We start from the raw sequence: 16,325 nt of genomic DNA on the forward strand, positions 1-16,325 counted from the left end.
ATATAATTTTAATTATGTAAAAAGCAATTTAAAAACCCATCTCTGTGAGACAGCGATGGGTTAAAGCAGTTTTTCGACAACTGCCTTAGATGTATTTTCTTTATTTGCTATGGATTCTTTGCGAGTTCTTTTAAAATACTCGGCATAGAGGATATCCAGCAAGAAAAGCTGTGAAATTTTTGCAGACAAGCTGGCGCTTTGAAGGGGACCTTCGTTTACACCGCACAGCAAAATAACATCAGAATATGCGGTAAGAGGTGATTTAGCAAATCTGGTAATGCAAATAGTTTTGGCGCCTCTTTCCTTTGCAAGCTTTGCAATCTCTATTGTATCCTTAGTCGAACCTGAATAGGAAATTAAAACCGCTGCATCATTTTCATCCATCAGAGCTGCTGACATAATTTGCAAGTGTGCATCTATAGAGCATTCGGTTTTATTTGTTATTCTCATAAACTTGTTTTTAGCTTCTAAAGCTGTTATAAGGGAGGCTCCAACACCAAAAAAATGAATCCTGTTGGCATTTATAAGGAAGTCAACTGCTTTTTTGACATCTTCCTCTTTTACCAGATTATAGGTTTCGTTTAAGGCACTGATATTCGTTGCAAGCAGCTTTGAAGATATTTCTTTTATGGTATCTTCCATGGTGATTTGACTTGACAGATGGAAAGTTCCCTCGTCGTCAGGTGAAATGCTGTGAGCCAGTGCTATTTTAAACTCTTGATAGCCCTTAAAATCTAAAGTCTTACAGAATCTAAATATGCTCGAGTCTGCTACACCGCACGTATCGGCTAAGTCGGTAATTGACATATAAATTACGTCATTTGCATGTTCAAGGATATAATCGGCAATTTTCTTTTCAGTATTAGTAAATAAGTTATACCTTGACCGAATTTGTGAAAATATATCTGATTTTATGATGCATCACTTCTTTCTGCCGCCTCTTTTAAATGAAGGGATACTGCTCCGAGGATTCCGGCTTTATTTCCGAGAGATGCCTTAATAATTTTAACGTCCCTAAAGCTTTCCATAATCATCCCATGTACTTTATCAGAAATCATACCTACAAACACATCCTGTTCCATGACCCCTCCACCCAGGATAACGGCAGCCGGGTTAAATATGTGAATTAGGGACGTAAGCCCTAGTGCTATCTCAAAGGTCCATTCATTTACCATATTCTGCATTTGGGTATCGCCTTGTTTCATTCTATCAAAAATCTCTCTTCCGTCCAAGGGGGTTTTAAGCAGTTTTTCGGCCTTTTCTACCATAGCTCTGGTAGAGGCGTAAGCCTCATAACAGCCCAAACTGCCGCAGCTGCATTTTTTGCCCAGGGGATGCGTTATAATATGGCCAAACTCAGCTGCAATCCCATTATGACCTTTGTAAAGTTTTGAGTCTGCGATAATTGCCCCGCCAATACCGGTGCCATATGTTAGGCAAAGAAAATTATTAAATCCTCTGCCTGCTCCAAAATATTTTTCGCCGAGCGCTGCTGCATTAACATCATTTTCTACTTTTACCGGCACGCAAAATCTGCTTTCTAAAATATCCTTCAGTTTCGTTCCTGTGTAATTTGGTATATTTTCATTGGCATATATAATCGAGCCTTTTTCACAATCCACCTGTCCCGCGGTACTGATGCCGATAGCTTCGAATTCCTTATATTCGCTTATTATGCTTATCAGCTTTTCTACAAGAAACTTTCCGCCTTTTTTAGCTTCAGATGGATATTCCTTGAAAACGTCCAGATTACCTTTTTCATCAGATATACCAAGCTTTATGGATGTTCCTCCAATATCCGCAGCAAGTATCTTCATTAATAATCATCCTTTATAAAATCCATCTATTTAACACACGTGCCAGAATCCACTGCTTCATCGATTGCATTTACAAACCTCTTGGTTATTTCCATAGGTCTTGTTATTGCACTGCCAACGACGGCTGCATGGACGCCTAAGCTAAATACTTTTTTTATATCTTCAGGAGCCCATATACCCCCTTCGGCTATAACAGGAACGTCGAAATCTTTAGTAAGCCTTCCTATCAGTTCCAAATCCGGCAGTTTTCTATCCTTTGTATATTCCGTATATCCGCATAAGGTAGTGCCAAGGCAGTCAAATCCCAATTCATAAGCCTCTTTTGCCTCTTCGTATGTTGAACAGTCTGCCATAAATATTTGGTCAGGATACTTTTCTCTAAGTTTCGGAAACATTTCACTGATTGTAGTGCCGTCCGGCCTTATTCTCTTGGTAGCGTCTGTTGCGATAATGTCAACGCCTTCATTGTACAGCAATTCGACTTCATTTTCGGTAGGTGTGATAAATACCTCTGAGCCTTCATAAACTTTTTTTATTATACCAATTATTGGAAGTTTTACGTTCTTTTTTATCTCCCTTATATCTTCAATGCTGTTGGCTCTTATCCCACCGGCTCCGCCTAAATATGCCGCATAAGCCATCTTACCCATTATAAAGGAACTGTGAAGCGGTTCATCGGGCAGTGCCTGGCAAGATACGATAAGTTTGTTTTTTATTTGCTTAAATATCTTGTCCTTGTTATCTGTCATCTTTATGTCTCCATATGCTAAGATTATTCTTTTTATAATACATTCTAAGCCTTTAAAATTTTATAGAATTCTTCCTTTGTTTTTGCATCAAAAAGAGCCTTTACCTTTTTCTCATTCATTAATGTATCGGCTAATTCACCTAACATTTCAATATGGCTATTCGAATCTATTGCAGCTAATGTAATAATTAGTTTAATGGGATCAAAATTTTCAGAACCAAATTCAACTGGGGGTTCCAATGTAGTGAAACTCAATGCGAGTTCATTTACACCGTATTCTGGTCTAGCATGAGCTAATGCTACATGTTTTCCAAGAACTATATAAGGTCCCACATCACTCAGAACGCGAATCATCTCTTCTACATATATATCTTCAATAGAACCTTTTTCTAATAATATTTTTGAAGATTTGATGATTGCATCTTTCCAATCTACAGCTTTAACGCCAATTTGTATATCATCTAATGTTACTTTTTCCAACATCAAAAGCTTCTAGACCTCCCTCTTGTGATAGTCATTTAACTATTCTACTCGGTATTTTGTCAAAAAATGAAAATAAGTTTTCATTAACTTAATTATATCTACTTATAATTTTCCTAATATCTACTTGCTTTAGAGATTCTTTCTTATCAAAATAATTTTCAAAATTGCTGTGTTTCGTTACTTCATTTGGTATAAGAAAAACATTTATGCCTGCCTTTTGTCCAGCTATAAGTCCATTTAAAGAATCTTCGAATATAATTGTTTCACTTTTGATAATTCCTAATCTCTTGATGGTTTCTAAAAATAAATCTGGAAAAGGCTTAATCCTTTTTACATCTTCTCCGGTAATAATTAAATCAAAATAGTCAAGTAAATCTAACCTAGTTAGTTGGCTAATAGATTTTGACCGTGTACCTGAAGTAGCAAGGGATAATTTTAATCTAGCCTCTTTAACTGATTTAACAAAATCAATTACTCCTTCCTTTGGAGGTAAAGTTTGGCACTGTTTGAGAAATTGATCTTCTGTATCTCTAAGAAATTCTTTTCTATCTATCTTCAAATTATATTTTATTTCTAAATATTTAAATAAACTTTCAGGATTCGAACCTACGCACTTTAGAAACTCTTCAACTGACAAGTTATAATTCTTATTTTCCTTAAACCATTTAGCAAATATTTGGTACCATATAACCTCAGTATCTAGTATTAAACCGTCAAAATCCATTATAACTGCCTTTAGCATTGTGGTTTTCTCCTTACTGCTGTTTCCGCCTAATTTTGGCCTCACTCAACTTATTGATCAAATCATCATATTCAGGCGCATTCAAATAGTCAACTATTCCAACATGATAGGCATTTTGCTGTTTCTCAACTACTCTGTCTAGCAAAGATTTGTGAGTAATAACTACTTCACACTGCTTGGGTAAATCGCTTACAGCAGCATGAAACACTTTAACATCAGTGATACCAGCTTTTGTGATTTTCTTTTGTAATATGCTAGCACCCATCGCACTTGAACCCAAACCAGCATCACAAACATATGCTATATTTCTTACTTTTGAAAAATCAAAGGCATGGCCTTTATCATTATTGAATATAGATGACACCCGGCTCTTTTTCCCTTTTAAACTTTCCATTTCAGCTGCGGCATTTTTCAATTCCTTATCATCATTTTCTGCTCTTCTTACAAGAGGAGCCGCAATTGCGAATGTTATAGCAGCAGAAGCAAATATTGAAAGTATAATTTTAAGATGATCTCCAGGCGCCGCCATCATAGAAATCGATAAGATGCTACCTGGAGAAGCTACACCAACAAGCCCAACTTTGAACATAGAAAATAAAAAGGTTCCAGTCATCCCACCAAAGATCAACGGAATTACAAGAACAGGATTCATGAGAACAAATGGAAAGTATATTTCATGGATACCTCCGAAAAAATGAATAATACCCGCTCCAAGCGCTGAAGCTTTTGAATTACCTTTTCCAAAGAACATATAGGCCAATAACACGCCTAAGCCCGGTCCCGGATTTGACTCAAGTAAGTAAAGAACAGATTTTCCAACTTTTGCTAATTGTGTACTTCCTAAAGGACTCAATATACCTTGGCCGATAGCATTATTCAAAAATAGTATCTTTGCTGGCTCTATAAATACTGCAGTTAGGGGAAGTAATCTATGCTGGACAAGAAAATCTACTCCACCTGCGAGGACTTGGGTTAATGAACTAATTGCAGGAGCTAGGTATAAATAACTAAGCACAGCAAGGGTTGCTCCTATAATTCCAACTGAAAAATTGTTGACTAACAATTCAAATCCAAGAGGGACTTTTCCATCAATTAGTTGGTCAAACTTTTTAATGAACCACGCTGCTAAAGGGCCCATAATCATTGCACCAATGAACATTGTAATATCAGAGCCAATAATAACACCCATAGTAGCTACTGCAGCAATAACCGAACCTCTATAGCCATAAACCATTTTTCCGCCTGCGATAGCAATTAAAAGCGGCAACAAATAATTAAGCATCGGAGTTATAAAGCTTTTAAGCATGTCATTGCTAATAGCAATACCAACCGCAGTGAGAATTCCCCATGCCATAAATGCACCAAGATTTGGTATAACCATGCCACTAAGATTATTGCCAAATTTTTGAGCTTTAACTCTAAATGACATTTTTGCATCTCCTCGCATTATATTATAAATTTATTTCTTTGCCTTCCTTGATAGATCTTTCAATTGCATCAACAACTCTTAAGGAATCATAAGCTTCTTTTGGAGCAATAATTGATTTTGTTCCTTCGGCTATATTATTTACAAATGCTCTAATTTCTTCTGCTAAATCTCCTTTAACTTCATTATTTACATAATACCAATGCCTGGTATCTGGGTAAATGATTTTGTTATTACTAACAATTTTCAACCCATTATCACAAGAATCTACGTATGCTACACCTTTCGTCCCAACAAGTTCTACTTTATCGTCAATTATTGTAGGTGAATTTTCGGGCAAGGTCCAGCAAGCTTCCATACATGCAATTGCATTGTTTTCATATGTTACAATTGCGTAAATAACATCATTCATACTATTTTCTTTAAGAAGAACGCTTCTTGCTTTCGCAAATACTTTTATCGGTTGACATCCCATAAACCAGTTAATATAATCAATATCATGTATCATAACGTGCATACTTAAATCTGAGGCTCCAACATATCGCCTAGGTCCTATTATTGGACTGTTTCTTCTGCAATATATATGAATAATATCACCTAACTCTCCTTTATCTAATGACTGCTTTAACATATTAAATCTGGGATCGAATCTAAGCAAAAAACCTACTGTGAATATTTTATCGTAATCCTTTGTGGCTTCGTATAGAGCTTTGCCGTCTTCTAATTTCTTTGCTAATGGTTTCTCGAGCAAAATATGTTTTTTGTTTGCCACTGCTACCTCTACGCAATTTCTGTGCATATTGTCTGGTAAGGTAATGCTTACTGCATCTATTTCTGGATTTTCTAGCAGTTCTTTATAATTTTTATAAATTTTGCATTGAAACTCTTTTTGAAGTTGCCTACATCGCGCATCATTATACTCACAAAGAGCCGCAAGTTCTACCATTGGCATTTTTTTGTAAATTTGCGCGTGATAATATCCCATTTGTCCTACACCAATTACTCCTACTTTAATTTTTTTATCCATCTGTAATTTGCTCCCCTTTTTAATAGTCATTAAAAATCTTATTATCTGAATTTTATTTTATCATAAAATAATCATTTTGTAAATAGTTTTTTTCATAATCTTAAATCCTGGAAAAAATTTTTATTTATAGAATGCAAATTAAAAAACTGTTGAAATGATAAATTGTCCAGAGTCTTTATAAAATATACGAGCTATATCAATCCAGAATGGAAGGTTTTCGAAATTCATAGAAATAGTTTTCAGCGTGAAGTTGGGGTTAATCATGATATAAAACAAATGAGGAGATACTTTCACCGCTTAAAAAGCAGTTAGGTACCTCCTTAGTGTAAAACGAGGCTGTCCTACATAGGACAGCCTCGAGATTTTTCTTCATTTTGTTCCATACAGCCTGTCGCCGGCATCGCCTAGGCCGGGAACTATGTAGCCGTGAGAGTTTAATTTTTCATCAATGGAAGCGGTATATATTTCTACATCGGGATGTTTTTCGTGGACAGCTTCTATCCCTTCGGGGGCAGCTATTAAGCACATGAGTTTTATATTGGTTGCTCCCTTTTCTTTGAGAATTTCTACCGCTTTGGCGGCAGATCCTCCCGTAGCCAGCATAGGGTCTAATATAATCAGTTCTCGCTCACTTACATCGGATGGTAATTTGCAGTAATACTCTACCGGCAATAGGGTATCCGGATCCCGGTATAGGCCGATATGGCCAACCCTTGCTGCCGGAATTAGTTTCAACATGCCGTTTACCATGCCAAGGCCTGCTCGTAGTATGGGAATTATACCCATTTTTTTACCTGAAAGAACTTTGACTTTCGCCGGACCTACCGGAGTTTTTACTTCCGTTTCTTCTAGCGGCATGTTTCTCGTTGCTTCATAGGCCATAAGAACAGCTACTTCTTCCACTAGCTCGCGAAATTCTTTTGAACCAGTGTTTTCATCTCTAATCAAAGCCAGTTTATGCTGAATTAAGGGGTGGTCCAACACAAATACATTTTCCATGGATGACAGCCTCCTGTTTTACTTAGAATAGAGTGGAAATTGCTCACAGAGGGCTTTAACCGCTTTGGATATTTTTGCCTTTATACGTTCATCTTGGCCCTTGGTAAGAGCTTCATCCATCAGCTCTGCAATCCTTTCCATCTCTTGCTCTTTCATTCCTCTGGAAGTAAGAGCAGGTGTCCCCACTCGTATGCCGCTGGTGACATTTGGACTTTCCGGATCAAACGGAATAGCATTTTTATTTACTGTAATTCCTACTTCCTCTAAGAGGTGTTCTGCCTCTTTTCCTGTTAGGTTCTTACACCGCATATCAATTAATATCAAATGGTTGTCCGTGCCCCCGGAAATTAGGTTGTATCCCTTGCCTAAAAGGGCTTTAGCCAAAGCTTTCGCATTTCTTACCACTTGATTCTGATATTCGACAAATTCATCAGTTGATGCCTCTTTTAAGCAAACAGCTTTGGCAGCAATCACATGCATTAAAGGTCCGCCCTGAATTCCGGGGAAAATGGCCTTGTCTATTGCTTTGGCATATTCCTGTTTACAAAATATCACGCCACCTCGCGGACCTCTGAGAGTTTTGTGAGTCGTTGTTGTAACGAAATCACAGATAGGAACGGGATTCGGATGCAAACCGGCTGCTACTAAACCTGCTATATGAGCCATATCTACCATAACATAGGCTCCAACTTGTTTTGCAATTTGGGAAATCCTTTCAAAGTCAATTATTCTGGGATATGCACTGGCACCCGCTACTATCATTTTGGGCTTGTGTTCTTGTGCCAAGGCTTCCAATTCATCATAGTCAATATATCCGGTTTCTTTGGAAACACCATATGGAATAAACTCAAAGTATTTTCCTGAGATATTTACCGGGCTTCCATGTGTAAGGTGACCGCCATGGGCAAGATTCATGCCTAAGACTTTATCACCGTAATTAAGATAAGCAAAATAGACTCCCATATTAGCTTGAGAACCAGAGTGTGGCTGAACATTTACATGTTCTGCAGAAAATAACTTCTTTGCTCGATCTCTGGCAATATTTTCTACAATGTCTACAAATTCACAACCACCATAATAGCGCCTGCCGGGGTAACCCTCTGCGTATTTATTAGTAAGCACCGAACCTTGAGCTTCCATAACTGCTTTACTTGTAAAGTTTTCAGAAGCAATCATCTCCAGCTTGTACTGCTGACGGTAAGTTTCTTTTTCAATAGCATCAGCTATTTCAGGGTCTACAAGTTTAAGTATATCCAATTTTGAACACCTCTTTTTTAATTGTTAGGAATTAAACTTATTTATATGCTGTTTTCATATTCGCTTATCTTTTCCACTCTGCGCTCATGGCGATTCCCTTCAAAATCACCAGCAAGCCATTCTTTTACAATATCTATGGCAAGCCCCGGGCCAATAACTCTACCGCCCATAGTCAAAACGTTAGCATTATTATGCTGTCTTGACATCCGAGCTGAAAAAGTATCATGACACAGTGCCGCCCGAATACCTTTTACCTTATTGGCGGCAATACATACGCCTATTCCTGTGCCGCAAATTATTATGCCCTTTTCAAATTCTCCCCTGGCAACAGCCTCTGCGCAAGGAATAGCTATATCCGGATAATCTACGGATTCGGTAGAAAACACTCCCATATCTTTGTAATCTATCTTACTTTTATCAAGATATTTCATTATCTCTTTTTTTAATTCATAACCGCCGTGGTCGCTTGCTATAGCTATAGTCAATTCTTTCCCTCCTTGCATTTTAAAATTATCTTCGTTAATTATATACTTAATTTACGAATGTTGTCTAGTTGTTTTCCAGCCTTTCAATTACTTTTCTTAATTTTTGTTTAATTTCCTCAGCTACCATCTTATATACTTCTACACCATGACCAAAAGGATCACTGATCTCCATATTATCGCCTGCAAATTCTCCTAATGTAAAAACTTTACCTTTAGCCTCAGGAAATTGATTGATTATATAATCTTTATGGCTCTGAGTCATCGTAAGAATAAGATCTGCGCCTAACATATCCTTAGTAAAAGGTTTTGCCCTGTGTGCTTCCAAATCTATTCCTTCCATTTCCATGACTTTCTTCGCATTTTCAGAGGCCGGTTGTCCTTCAATAGCACCTATGCCGCAGGAAAAAACCTCAATTTCTTTATGCTTTCCCAAGTCACCGAGCATTTTTTTAAAAAGGGCTTCTGCCATACTGCTGCGGCATGTATTGCCAGTACAGACAAATACTACTTTTTTCAATGTCAAAGCACCTCCTACACCTTCAGAATCTTATATCCCGCCGCTTTGTAAAGTCTGTTCATCACCGCAAGGCCAATACCGTCTTTAGAAATACCCTCAGCGAAAATCCTATCTACTCCTAGACGATCAAATTTCCTTAAAATGGTGAAAAGGTTTGATGAAATTGTAAGCGGTGCCGTTCTATCACCTACGGAAATAACATAACCCCTTGTGTATAGGTGCCGGGTCTGCGCCGTTGCCATTATGCCTACTTTAAGTCCACCGCTTTCCAACTGCTTTGTTAATTCTTGGATAGTTTTAACTTGGTTTTCCATACAACCTTCTATAACAGTCATTTGGGCTTTTGGAGCATAATGCCGGTATTTCTGTCCCGGTGAGCGGGGCTTTTCTCCCGGAGCAAGGCCCGGATCCAAGTTTACACACCCCAGAACATCTTCTAAATCCTCTTTAGTAACTCCGCCCGGTCTTAGAATAATAGGCACTTTTTCGGAAAGATCCAAAACGGTAGACTCTACACCCACCGATGTTGGGCCTCCATCTAGAATCATTTCAATCTTTCCAAATAAATCTTCTGCAACATCCTCAGCACATGCAGGGCTAGGCCTTCCCGAGATATTAGCACTGGGTGCGGCTATAGGAACCCCTGACTCCTTAATCAGTTCAAGAGCTACCGAATGAGCCGGCATCCTAATAGCTACCGTATCAAGACCTCCTGTAGTGCTATATGGTATTATATCCTTTTTGTGAAATATAATCGTCAGAGGGCCCGGCCAAAACTTGTCCATCAAAACAGCAGCCCTTGTGGGGATTTCTTTTACAAGTTCATCAAGTTGGGAAAGAGAATGAATGTGAACAATTAGCGGATTGTCTTGCGGCCTTCCTTTAGCAGCATATATCTTTTTTGCCACATGTTCATCTAAAGCATTGCCACCCAGCCCGTAAACTGTTTCAGTGGGAAAAGCCACCAGACCTCCTGTTTTTATTATTTCTGCCGCTTTTTTTATCTTATAACCTTCCGGCCGGTTTTTATCAACGGAAACTATTTGAGTGTTTAACATTAATTTAACCTTCTTTTTATATAGCTTTAGCCTTACCGCTACAGACCGCAAAAAACACCTGAAATTACTCTGTCAAAGCCTGCATAATCTTTTATTATTTTTATATCTTGAAATCCGGTTTCTTTTAGCATAATTTCTACATCGCGAGCTTGATTCCAACCTATTTCAAAAATAATCCTGCCTCCGATTTTTAAAAATTCCGGAGCTCTCAAAACTATCCTTCGGTAGAATTCAAGTCCACCGGTACCACCATTTAGTGCAATTTGCGGTTCGTTTTTAACATCATCAGGGAGGGTAGAAAGTTCTTCCTTAGGAATGTATGGAGGATTTGAAACGACCACATCAAAACCCCTGATATTTTTTTCTTCAAAAGGCATCCATAAATCTCCCTGCATCAGTGAAACACGGTCTTGCACCCCGTGCAATTTTATATTTGTACTTGCTACTTCACATGCCACATCTGATATATCCGAAGCATATACCCTTACTCTGTTATTATTTACTGCCACCGCCACCGAGATAGCTCCACTTCCGCAACATAAATCGGCAATCAAGGGGTTTTCAATAGAATAAATGACATTTAAGGTTTCTTCTACTAAGAACTCGGTTTCAGGTCTGGGAATCAAGACCCCGGGTTTTATATAAAAATCAAGGCCGTAAAACTCCTTCCGGCCTATAATATATGCTATGGGTGTAGATTGGCATCGAAGTGCCAGTAAATCATTAAAACATTCAAGCTGCTGCTTGGTAATGCTCATCTCATCATAGACCAATAGTTTAAGCCGGTCCTTCCCTAAAACATATCCCAATATCAGTTCCGAATCTAGGGCAGGGTTTGCTACACCCGCATCGGAAAGTCTTTTTCTCCCTATCATTAAGGCTTCCCTTACCTTCAACGATAAAACTCCCTTTTTTTATTCTGCTTGAGCCAGTTTTTTAGCTTGATCCTCTGCCACTAATGCATCTATTAATTCATCAAGCTCTCCCTGTAATACATTTGTAAGTTGATGAGTAGTTAGATTAATACGATGATCTGTAATTCTCCCCTGCGGAAAGTTGTACGTGCGTATCCTTTCGCTGCGGTCGCCAGAGCCTACCTGGCTTCTGCGGTTTTGCGCTATCTCACGTTCCTGCTCTTCTTGAACTTTTTCCAAAAGACGTGCTCGTAAAACCTTCATGGCCTTATCCTTGTTTTTGAGCTGTGAGCGTTCGTCTTGGCATGTAACCACTAAACCGGTAGGAATGTGTGTTATTCTTACCGCCGAGTCGGTGGTGTTAACTCCCTGGCCTCCATGCCCCGACGCTCTGTATATATCTATTCTAAGGTCATCCGGATTTATCTCAATATCAACTTCATGGGCCTCAGGCAAAACCGCAACCGTAGCTGCAGAAGTATGAATCCTGCCACCGGCCTCTGTAGATGGAACCCGCTGCACCCTGTGGACGCCGGATTCATACTTTAAACGGCTGTAAGCACCCTTGCCATTAATTTCAAATATGACTTCCTTAAATCCTCCAAGTTCAGTAGGATTTGAATCTATAATCTCAACTTTCCAACCTTGTTTCTCTGCATATCGGCTGTACATGCGGAACAAATCCCCCGCAAAAAGAGCAGCTTCATCGCCGCCGGTTCCTGCTCTTATCTCCATTATTACATTTCGGTCATCATTAGGATCCTGTGGAAGCAGTAGGATTCTCAATTGCTCCTGTAGCTTAGATTTTTTTTCTTCTAATGCCTCCAACTCACTTTTTATGAGCTGTTCCATTTCAATATCACCAGCAGCATCTTCTAAAAGCTCGGAATTTTCTTCCAGCTGCTTTAAAACCTCTTTATATTCCCTAAAGTTCGTTACGATTTCTTCAAGAGAAGCATGTTCTTTTGTAAGACCTATCCATTCTTCTTGCCTTGCTATAATTTCCGGATCTGCTATTTTTTTCGTCAATTCATCATATTTCTTTTCTATGATTTCCAATTTTTCTATCATATAATCACCTTCCTGTAGTTCGCACAAAACTCAATTTAAAACGCCTTTTATCGCTGCTATAGCCACCTCTAATTGAGACCTGTCAGGTTCTCGCGTAGTCAGCCTTTGGAGCCACATACCCGGAGCATTCAGTGCCTTTATAAGTGGGCTATTGCTTTTACCGGCAAGCTGGATAAGCTCATATGAAATTCCCGCGACCAGCGGCAGCATAACTATCCTTGATAATATCCGCTGAATTATCCCCTGCCAGCTAATTACAGAAAATAATAGTATACTTACAACCATTACAAGCATCATAAAGCTGGTTCCGCACCTGGGATGAACAGTTGAGTATTTTTCAGCATTTTCGGGAGTTAATTTTTCATCATGCTCATAGCAATGAACTGTCTTATGTTCGGCTCCGTGATACTCAAAAACTCTCCTGATATCCTTCATGGAGGAAATAGCTATGATATATATTACAAAAATTGCTATTCGTAAAAGCCCTTCCGCAAGACTTAACAAGAATGGATTTGTTAAATTACTGCTTATAAATTTGACGGCAACTGTGGGCAAAACCACAAACAATAAAATAGTAAATCCCAGAGCAGAAACTAATGCCAAGGCGATATCCTTGCTCGTTAATTCTTCTTCATCCTCATACCCCGCCATGCTTGCAGAATACGACAGAGTTTGAATACCTAAAATAAGCATTTCAATTAATGACACTATACCTCTTAATATGGGCAGTTTAAGAAGCTTGTATTTATCTGAAATCGAGCGGTTTTTTTCTGTTTTTACAATAATCTCCCCATTTTTTCTAACAGCAATGGCGGTAGTTTTAGGGCCTCTCATCATAACGCCCTCAATCACGGCCTGCCCACCAATACTGGGTTTGACTGGCTGCATTTTCTTCCTCCTTAAATTCATAAATAAAGGTTAAAAGATTAAGAAAAAAGGTCAGAGACAACCTCCAACCTTCTAAGACTACTCATCACCTTTTAAGCCATATCTCTTCTTAAATCTTTCTACACGACCGCCGGTATCAACCAGTTTTTGTTTACCAGAAAAGAAAGGATGGCACTTTGAACATATTTCTACACGCAGGTCTTCTTTTGTTGAACCTGTTTCAAAAGTATTTCCACAAGCACATCTTACTGTGGCTTTTACGTATTTAGGATGAATTCCTTTCTTCATTCATTTCACCTCTTTATTGTAATCTTATCAGATAAAATTAATTTCTGTTAAAAATAAAATACCTTTTGTATTATAGCACACGCTATAATTTTGCACAAGGGTTTTTATAAAGCAACATCGGTATAATCGGCAGGTAATGACCTTTTTATTACTGCTAAAATAGCTATGCACAAAGTTAAAATTAAAATTGAAATTATGTATATCAGACGGGGATTTAAATCATAGATATACCCTGATATCAATCCCATTGTCGCACTTAAAATCGAAATACCTGTATTCACTAAAGAATAAATCGTAGCTCTTGTTTTGCCTTCTGTAAGCTCTGCTAACATAGAATCTACGCAAGGCTTAAATATTCCAAATCCGGCTGCAAAAATTACAAGGGAAAATGCAGTAATTAAAAAATTATTTTCCGGTATTGTGACAAGTAAAAAAAGTGCGGCAGCTTGCAGCATCAGGCCTACTATCATATTATTGACCATATCGCCTCTGCTTAAAACGGGGTTTATAAATACAAATACAATAATCATCGTTGCAGAATTTGCAACACCCAGCAGTGAAATCATCGATTTTTCAATTCCCAACACCTCTGACATATAAGGTGCAAAGTATAGGCTCAAATGTGTTCCAATTGTGGTGTACATATTAAATAATATAACAACACTCATTATCATTAAAATCGTAGGTTTGCATCGTAAATCTGCGGCTATTTCTCTATATATGCCTTTATTTAGACCAGACTTTTTACCATGCTCAAGCCGTTCTTGCAATATTGTTTGGCCCATTAAGGTTTCGGTATGAAAATGATAGCGCAAAATCATCATAACAGTCATACTGATTACTGCAAAAATTAAAAAGAACCTTTCAGCCTTAACAATACCATATAATTTTACAGCCATTCCTGCAATGGGAGTTAGTAGGCCTGCCGATATATTTATTATGTTGATTAGATTAAATGCCGCAAAGCGTTGTTCATTGCTAGAATCTTCTATGACCATAAGATTGAAGGAAACCGCAGTAACTCTGTGAGCACCGTTGACAATAATGCCAAGGGCAAACATCCAAAAGTTGTGAGCAAGTGCATATATTAGAATTGAGCACGGCCAACCTATAATATCAAAAATCAGCGTAGTTTTTCTTCTTCCTAAAGTATCTGTTATCGGCCCAGCAAGCATGGAAAAAATTATAGCTGAAATAAAGCCCAGAGATATCAGAAAACCTATTTGTTTATCTGTTATACCCTGACTTTTCATATAAAGACTTAAATAAAAATTATAGAGTACATAAGGTATGCCCCACATAGGCTCAAATATTACACAAGTCCTGGCATTGCCATCAAGTATTTTAAATGATTCAATAATATTTGCTGGTTTAGTGTCTATGTCATTTTCTCCTCTCTGTTTTTTATGTCTTAATTTCGCTATTTTGTAATATTTTCGACGTCACAGGTTATATTTCCTGGGAAATAGACATGTTCCTCCTATTTTTCACTATCTTTAATCAATAAAATAGGCGTCCCGCATTTTGGGCATTTATTATCTTCCGTTTTCACTTGTACCTGATAGCCTGCCCTTTCAATAATGAGTTTGTCACACGAGGGGCAGTAAGTATTGCCGCCGATTTCATCTATCATATTGCCGGTGTATACGTAGTCTAAGTATTTCATTGCAGTATCTCGTGCCATTTTTATTTTTTCTACAGGAGTTGGCAAAATATCGAGTTTGTAATTAGGAAAATAACGAGTAAGATGCAAGGGTATATCCTTTCTTAGTGATGAAAGCCACTGTGCAAGAGCTTTTATCTCTTCCATGCTATCATTTATGCCCGGAATGATAAGTGTAGTTATTTCCACATGGCATTTTCTCTGTGCCTCTTCTACGGTTTCCTTTACCGGTAAAAGTTGTCCGGAAACCATGTCTTTATAAAAGTCTTCGTGAAAAGCCTTTACATCAATATTCATAGCATCGATAAGTGGGAGTATTTCTTGCAGCGGCTCTTTCTCAATGAAACCATTGGTAATAAGCACATTCTTTAAGCCTTCACGCTTAGCTAGTTTTGCACATTCTAGTACAAATTCATACCATACAGTCGGCTCATTATAGGTATAAGCTATCCCTATATTGTCTTGTCGCTGTTTGGCTGCATTTATCAATTCCTCTGCCGATACTTTGCTAGTTGGAATATCCGTAAGTTGTGCAATTTGCCAATTCTGACAGAATTTGCATCTAAAATTGCATCCTACACTGCCGACGGAAAAAATCATGCTGCCGGGGTAAAAATGATACAGAGGCTTTTTTTCTATAGGATCCATAGCCAAAGATGAAACCCTGCCATAATTCATGGAATATAATTTACCGCCAATATTCTTCCTAACCCTGCAAATACCGGTGCGACCTTGGCTAATCCTGCAATGATGAGGGCATAGACCACATTCGATAGTACCATCATTGTTTTTTTTGTAATACATAGCTTCTTTCATATCAGATTGGTGGTTTCTGCTAAAAGAAACCGCCTTTAACCTCCCTAAATCAATTATCGCACTACACTTCCCATTTATGCAGACCTTTCCACAACTACATTATAACTTTAAATATAATGTTTTTAC

The 16,325-nt window shown here is 38.1% G+C and carries 18 protein-coding genes; all 18 read right to left on the reverse strand.

Annotated elements, in window-relative coordinates:
- Positions 1-60 precede the first annotated feature (60 nt).
- The 18 genes from TEPIRE1_RS10460 to amrS all read right to left on the reverse strand — a co-directional run bounded on the left by TEPIRE1_RS10460 (position 61) and on the right by amrS (position 16,199).
- Positions 61-918 (reverse strand): MurR/RpiR family transcriptional regulator, encoded by an 858-nt coding sequence (locus TEPIRE1_RS10460; protein ID WP_013779146.1) that lies wholly within the window; start codon positions 916-918, stop codon positions 61-63.
- Entirely contained in the window at positions 912-1,817 is a 906-nt protein-coding gene (locus tag TEPIRE1_RS10465; RefSeq protein ID WP_013779147.1) for an ROK family protein, read from the reverse strand. Before TEPIRE1_RS10465 ends, TEPIRE1_RS10460 begins: the two co-directional genes overlap by 7 nt.
- A gap of 26 nt (positions 1,818-1,843) precedes the next feature.
- Positions 1,844-2,566, reverse strand: coding sequence for an N-acetylmannosamine-6-phosphate 2-epimerase (locus TEPIRE1_RS10470; RefSeq protein WP_013779148.1), 723 nt, complete (start codon positions 2,564-2,566; stop codon positions 1,844-1,846).
- Between the two features lie 44 nt (positions 2,567-2,610).
- Positions 2,611-3,051, reverse strand: a complete 441-nt coding sequence (locus tag TEPIRE1_RS10475; RefSeq protein ID WP_013779149.1) for a PTS sugar transporter subunit IIA — start codon at positions 3,049-3,051, stop codon at positions 2,611-2,613.
- Positions 3,052-3,136: 85 nt separating this feature from the next.
- Positions 3,137-3,790 (reverse strand): HAD family hydrolase, encoded by a 654-nt coding sequence (locus tag TEPIRE1_RS10480; RefSeq protein WP_013779150.1) that lies wholly within the window; start codon positions 3,788-3,790, stop codon positions 3,137-3,139.
- 13 nt (positions 3,791-3,803) lie between these two features.
- Positions 3,804-5,219: a PTS mannitol transporter subunit IICB gene (locus TEPIRE1_RS10485; protein ID WP_013779151.1), complete on the reverse strand. Its 1,416-nt coding sequence runs from the start codon at positions 5,217-5,219 to the stop codon at positions 3,804-3,806.
- 22 nt (positions 5,220-5,241) lie between these two features.
- Positions 5,242-6,243 carry a Gfo/Idh/MocA family protein gene (locus TEPIRE1_RS10490; protein WP_013779152.1) on the reverse strand — a complete coding sequence of 334 codons (1,002 nt, stop codon included), beginning with the start codon at positions 6,241-6,243 and terminating at the stop codon, positions 5,242-5,244.
- Positions 6,244-6,612: 369 nt separating this feature from the next.
- Positions 6,613-7,242, reverse strand: a complete 630-nt coding sequence (gene upp / locus TEPIRE1_RS10495) for a uracil phosphoribosyltransferase (RefSeq protein ID WP_013779153.1) — start codon at positions 7,240-7,242, stop codon at positions 6,613-6,615.
- A gap of 18 nt (positions 7,243-7,260) precedes the next feature.
- Positions 7,261-8,499: a serine hydroxymethyltransferase gene (locus TEPIRE1_RS10500; protein ID WP_013779154.1), complete on the reverse strand. Its 1,239-nt coding sequence runs from the start codon at positions 8,497-8,499 to the stop codon at positions 7,261-7,263.
- 41 nt (positions 8,500-8,540) lie between these two features.
- Complete coding sequence (rpiB, locus tag TEPIRE1_RS10505) at positions 8,541-8,984, reverse strand: ribose 5-phosphate isomerase B (protein ID WP_013779155.1); 444 nt, start codon at positions 8,982-8,984, stop codon at positions 8,541-8,543.
- Between the two features lie 64 nt (positions 8,985-9,048).
- The gene (locus TEPIRE1_RS10510) at positions 9,049-9,501 is read right to left on the reverse strand and encodes a low molecular weight protein arginine phosphatase (protein ID WP_013779156.1); all 453 of its coding nucleotides are present in this window, start codon (positions 9,499-9,501) and stop codon (positions 9,049-9,051) included.
- 14 nt (positions 9,502-9,515) lie between these two features.
- On the reverse strand, positions 9,516-10,559 hold the full coding sequence (locus TEPIRE1_RS10515; RefSeq protein WP_013779157.1) for an L-threonylcarbamoyladenylate synthase: 1,044 nt from the start codon (positions 10,557-10,559) through the stop codon (positions 9,516-9,518).
- A gap of 38 nt (positions 10,560-10,597) precedes the next feature.
- The gene (prmC, locus tag TEPIRE1_RS10520) at positions 10,598-11,455 is read right to left on the reverse strand and encodes a peptide chain release factor N(5)-glutamine methyltransferase (RefSeq protein WP_013779158.1); all 858 of its coding nucleotides are present in this window, start codon (positions 11,453-11,455) and stop codon (positions 10,598-10,600) included.
- An 18-nt stretch (positions 11,456-11,473) separates the two neighbouring features.
- Entirely contained in the window at positions 11,474-12,544 is a 1,071-nt protein-coding gene (gene prfA, locus TEPIRE1_RS10525) for a peptide chain release factor 1 (protein ID WP_013779159.1), read from the reverse strand.
- Positions 12,545-12,574: 30 nt separating this feature from the next.
- Entirely contained in the window at positions 12,575-13,432 is an 858-nt protein-coding gene (locus TEPIRE1_RS10530) for a DUF1385 domain-containing protein (RefSeq protein WP_013779160.1), read from the reverse strand.
- A 78-nt stretch (positions 13,433-13,510) separates the two neighbouring features.
- Positions 13,511-13,720 carry a 50S ribosomal protein L31 gene (gene rpmE / locus TEPIRE1_RS10535; protein ID WP_013779161.1) on the reverse strand — a complete coding sequence of 70 codons (210 nt, stop codon included), beginning with the start codon at positions 13,718-13,720 and terminating at the stop codon, positions 13,511-13,513.
- 104 nt (positions 13,721-13,824) lie between these two features.
- On the reverse strand, positions 13,825-15,021 hold the full coding sequence (locus TEPIRE1_RS10540; RefSeq protein WP_023211596.1) for an MFS transporter: 1,197 nt from the start codon (positions 15,019-15,021) through the stop codon (positions 13,825-13,827).
- A 179-nt stretch (positions 15,022-15,200) separates the two neighbouring features.
- Positions 15,201-16,199 carry an AmmeMemoRadiSam system radical SAM enzyme gene (amrS, locus tag TEPIRE1_RS10545; RefSeq protein ID WP_013779163.1) on the reverse strand — a complete coding sequence of 333 codons (999 nt, stop codon included), beginning with the start codon at positions 16,197-16,199 and terminating at the stop codon, positions 15,201-15,203.
- Positions 16,200-16,325 lie beyond the last annotated feature (126 nt).

This window comes from Tepidanaerobacter acetatoxydans Re1 (genome assembly GCF_000328765.2).
Classification (GTDB): Bacteria; Bacillota; Thermosediminibacteria; order Thermosediminibacterales; family Tepidanaerobacteraceae; genus Tepidanaerobacter; species Tepidanaerobacter acetatoxydans.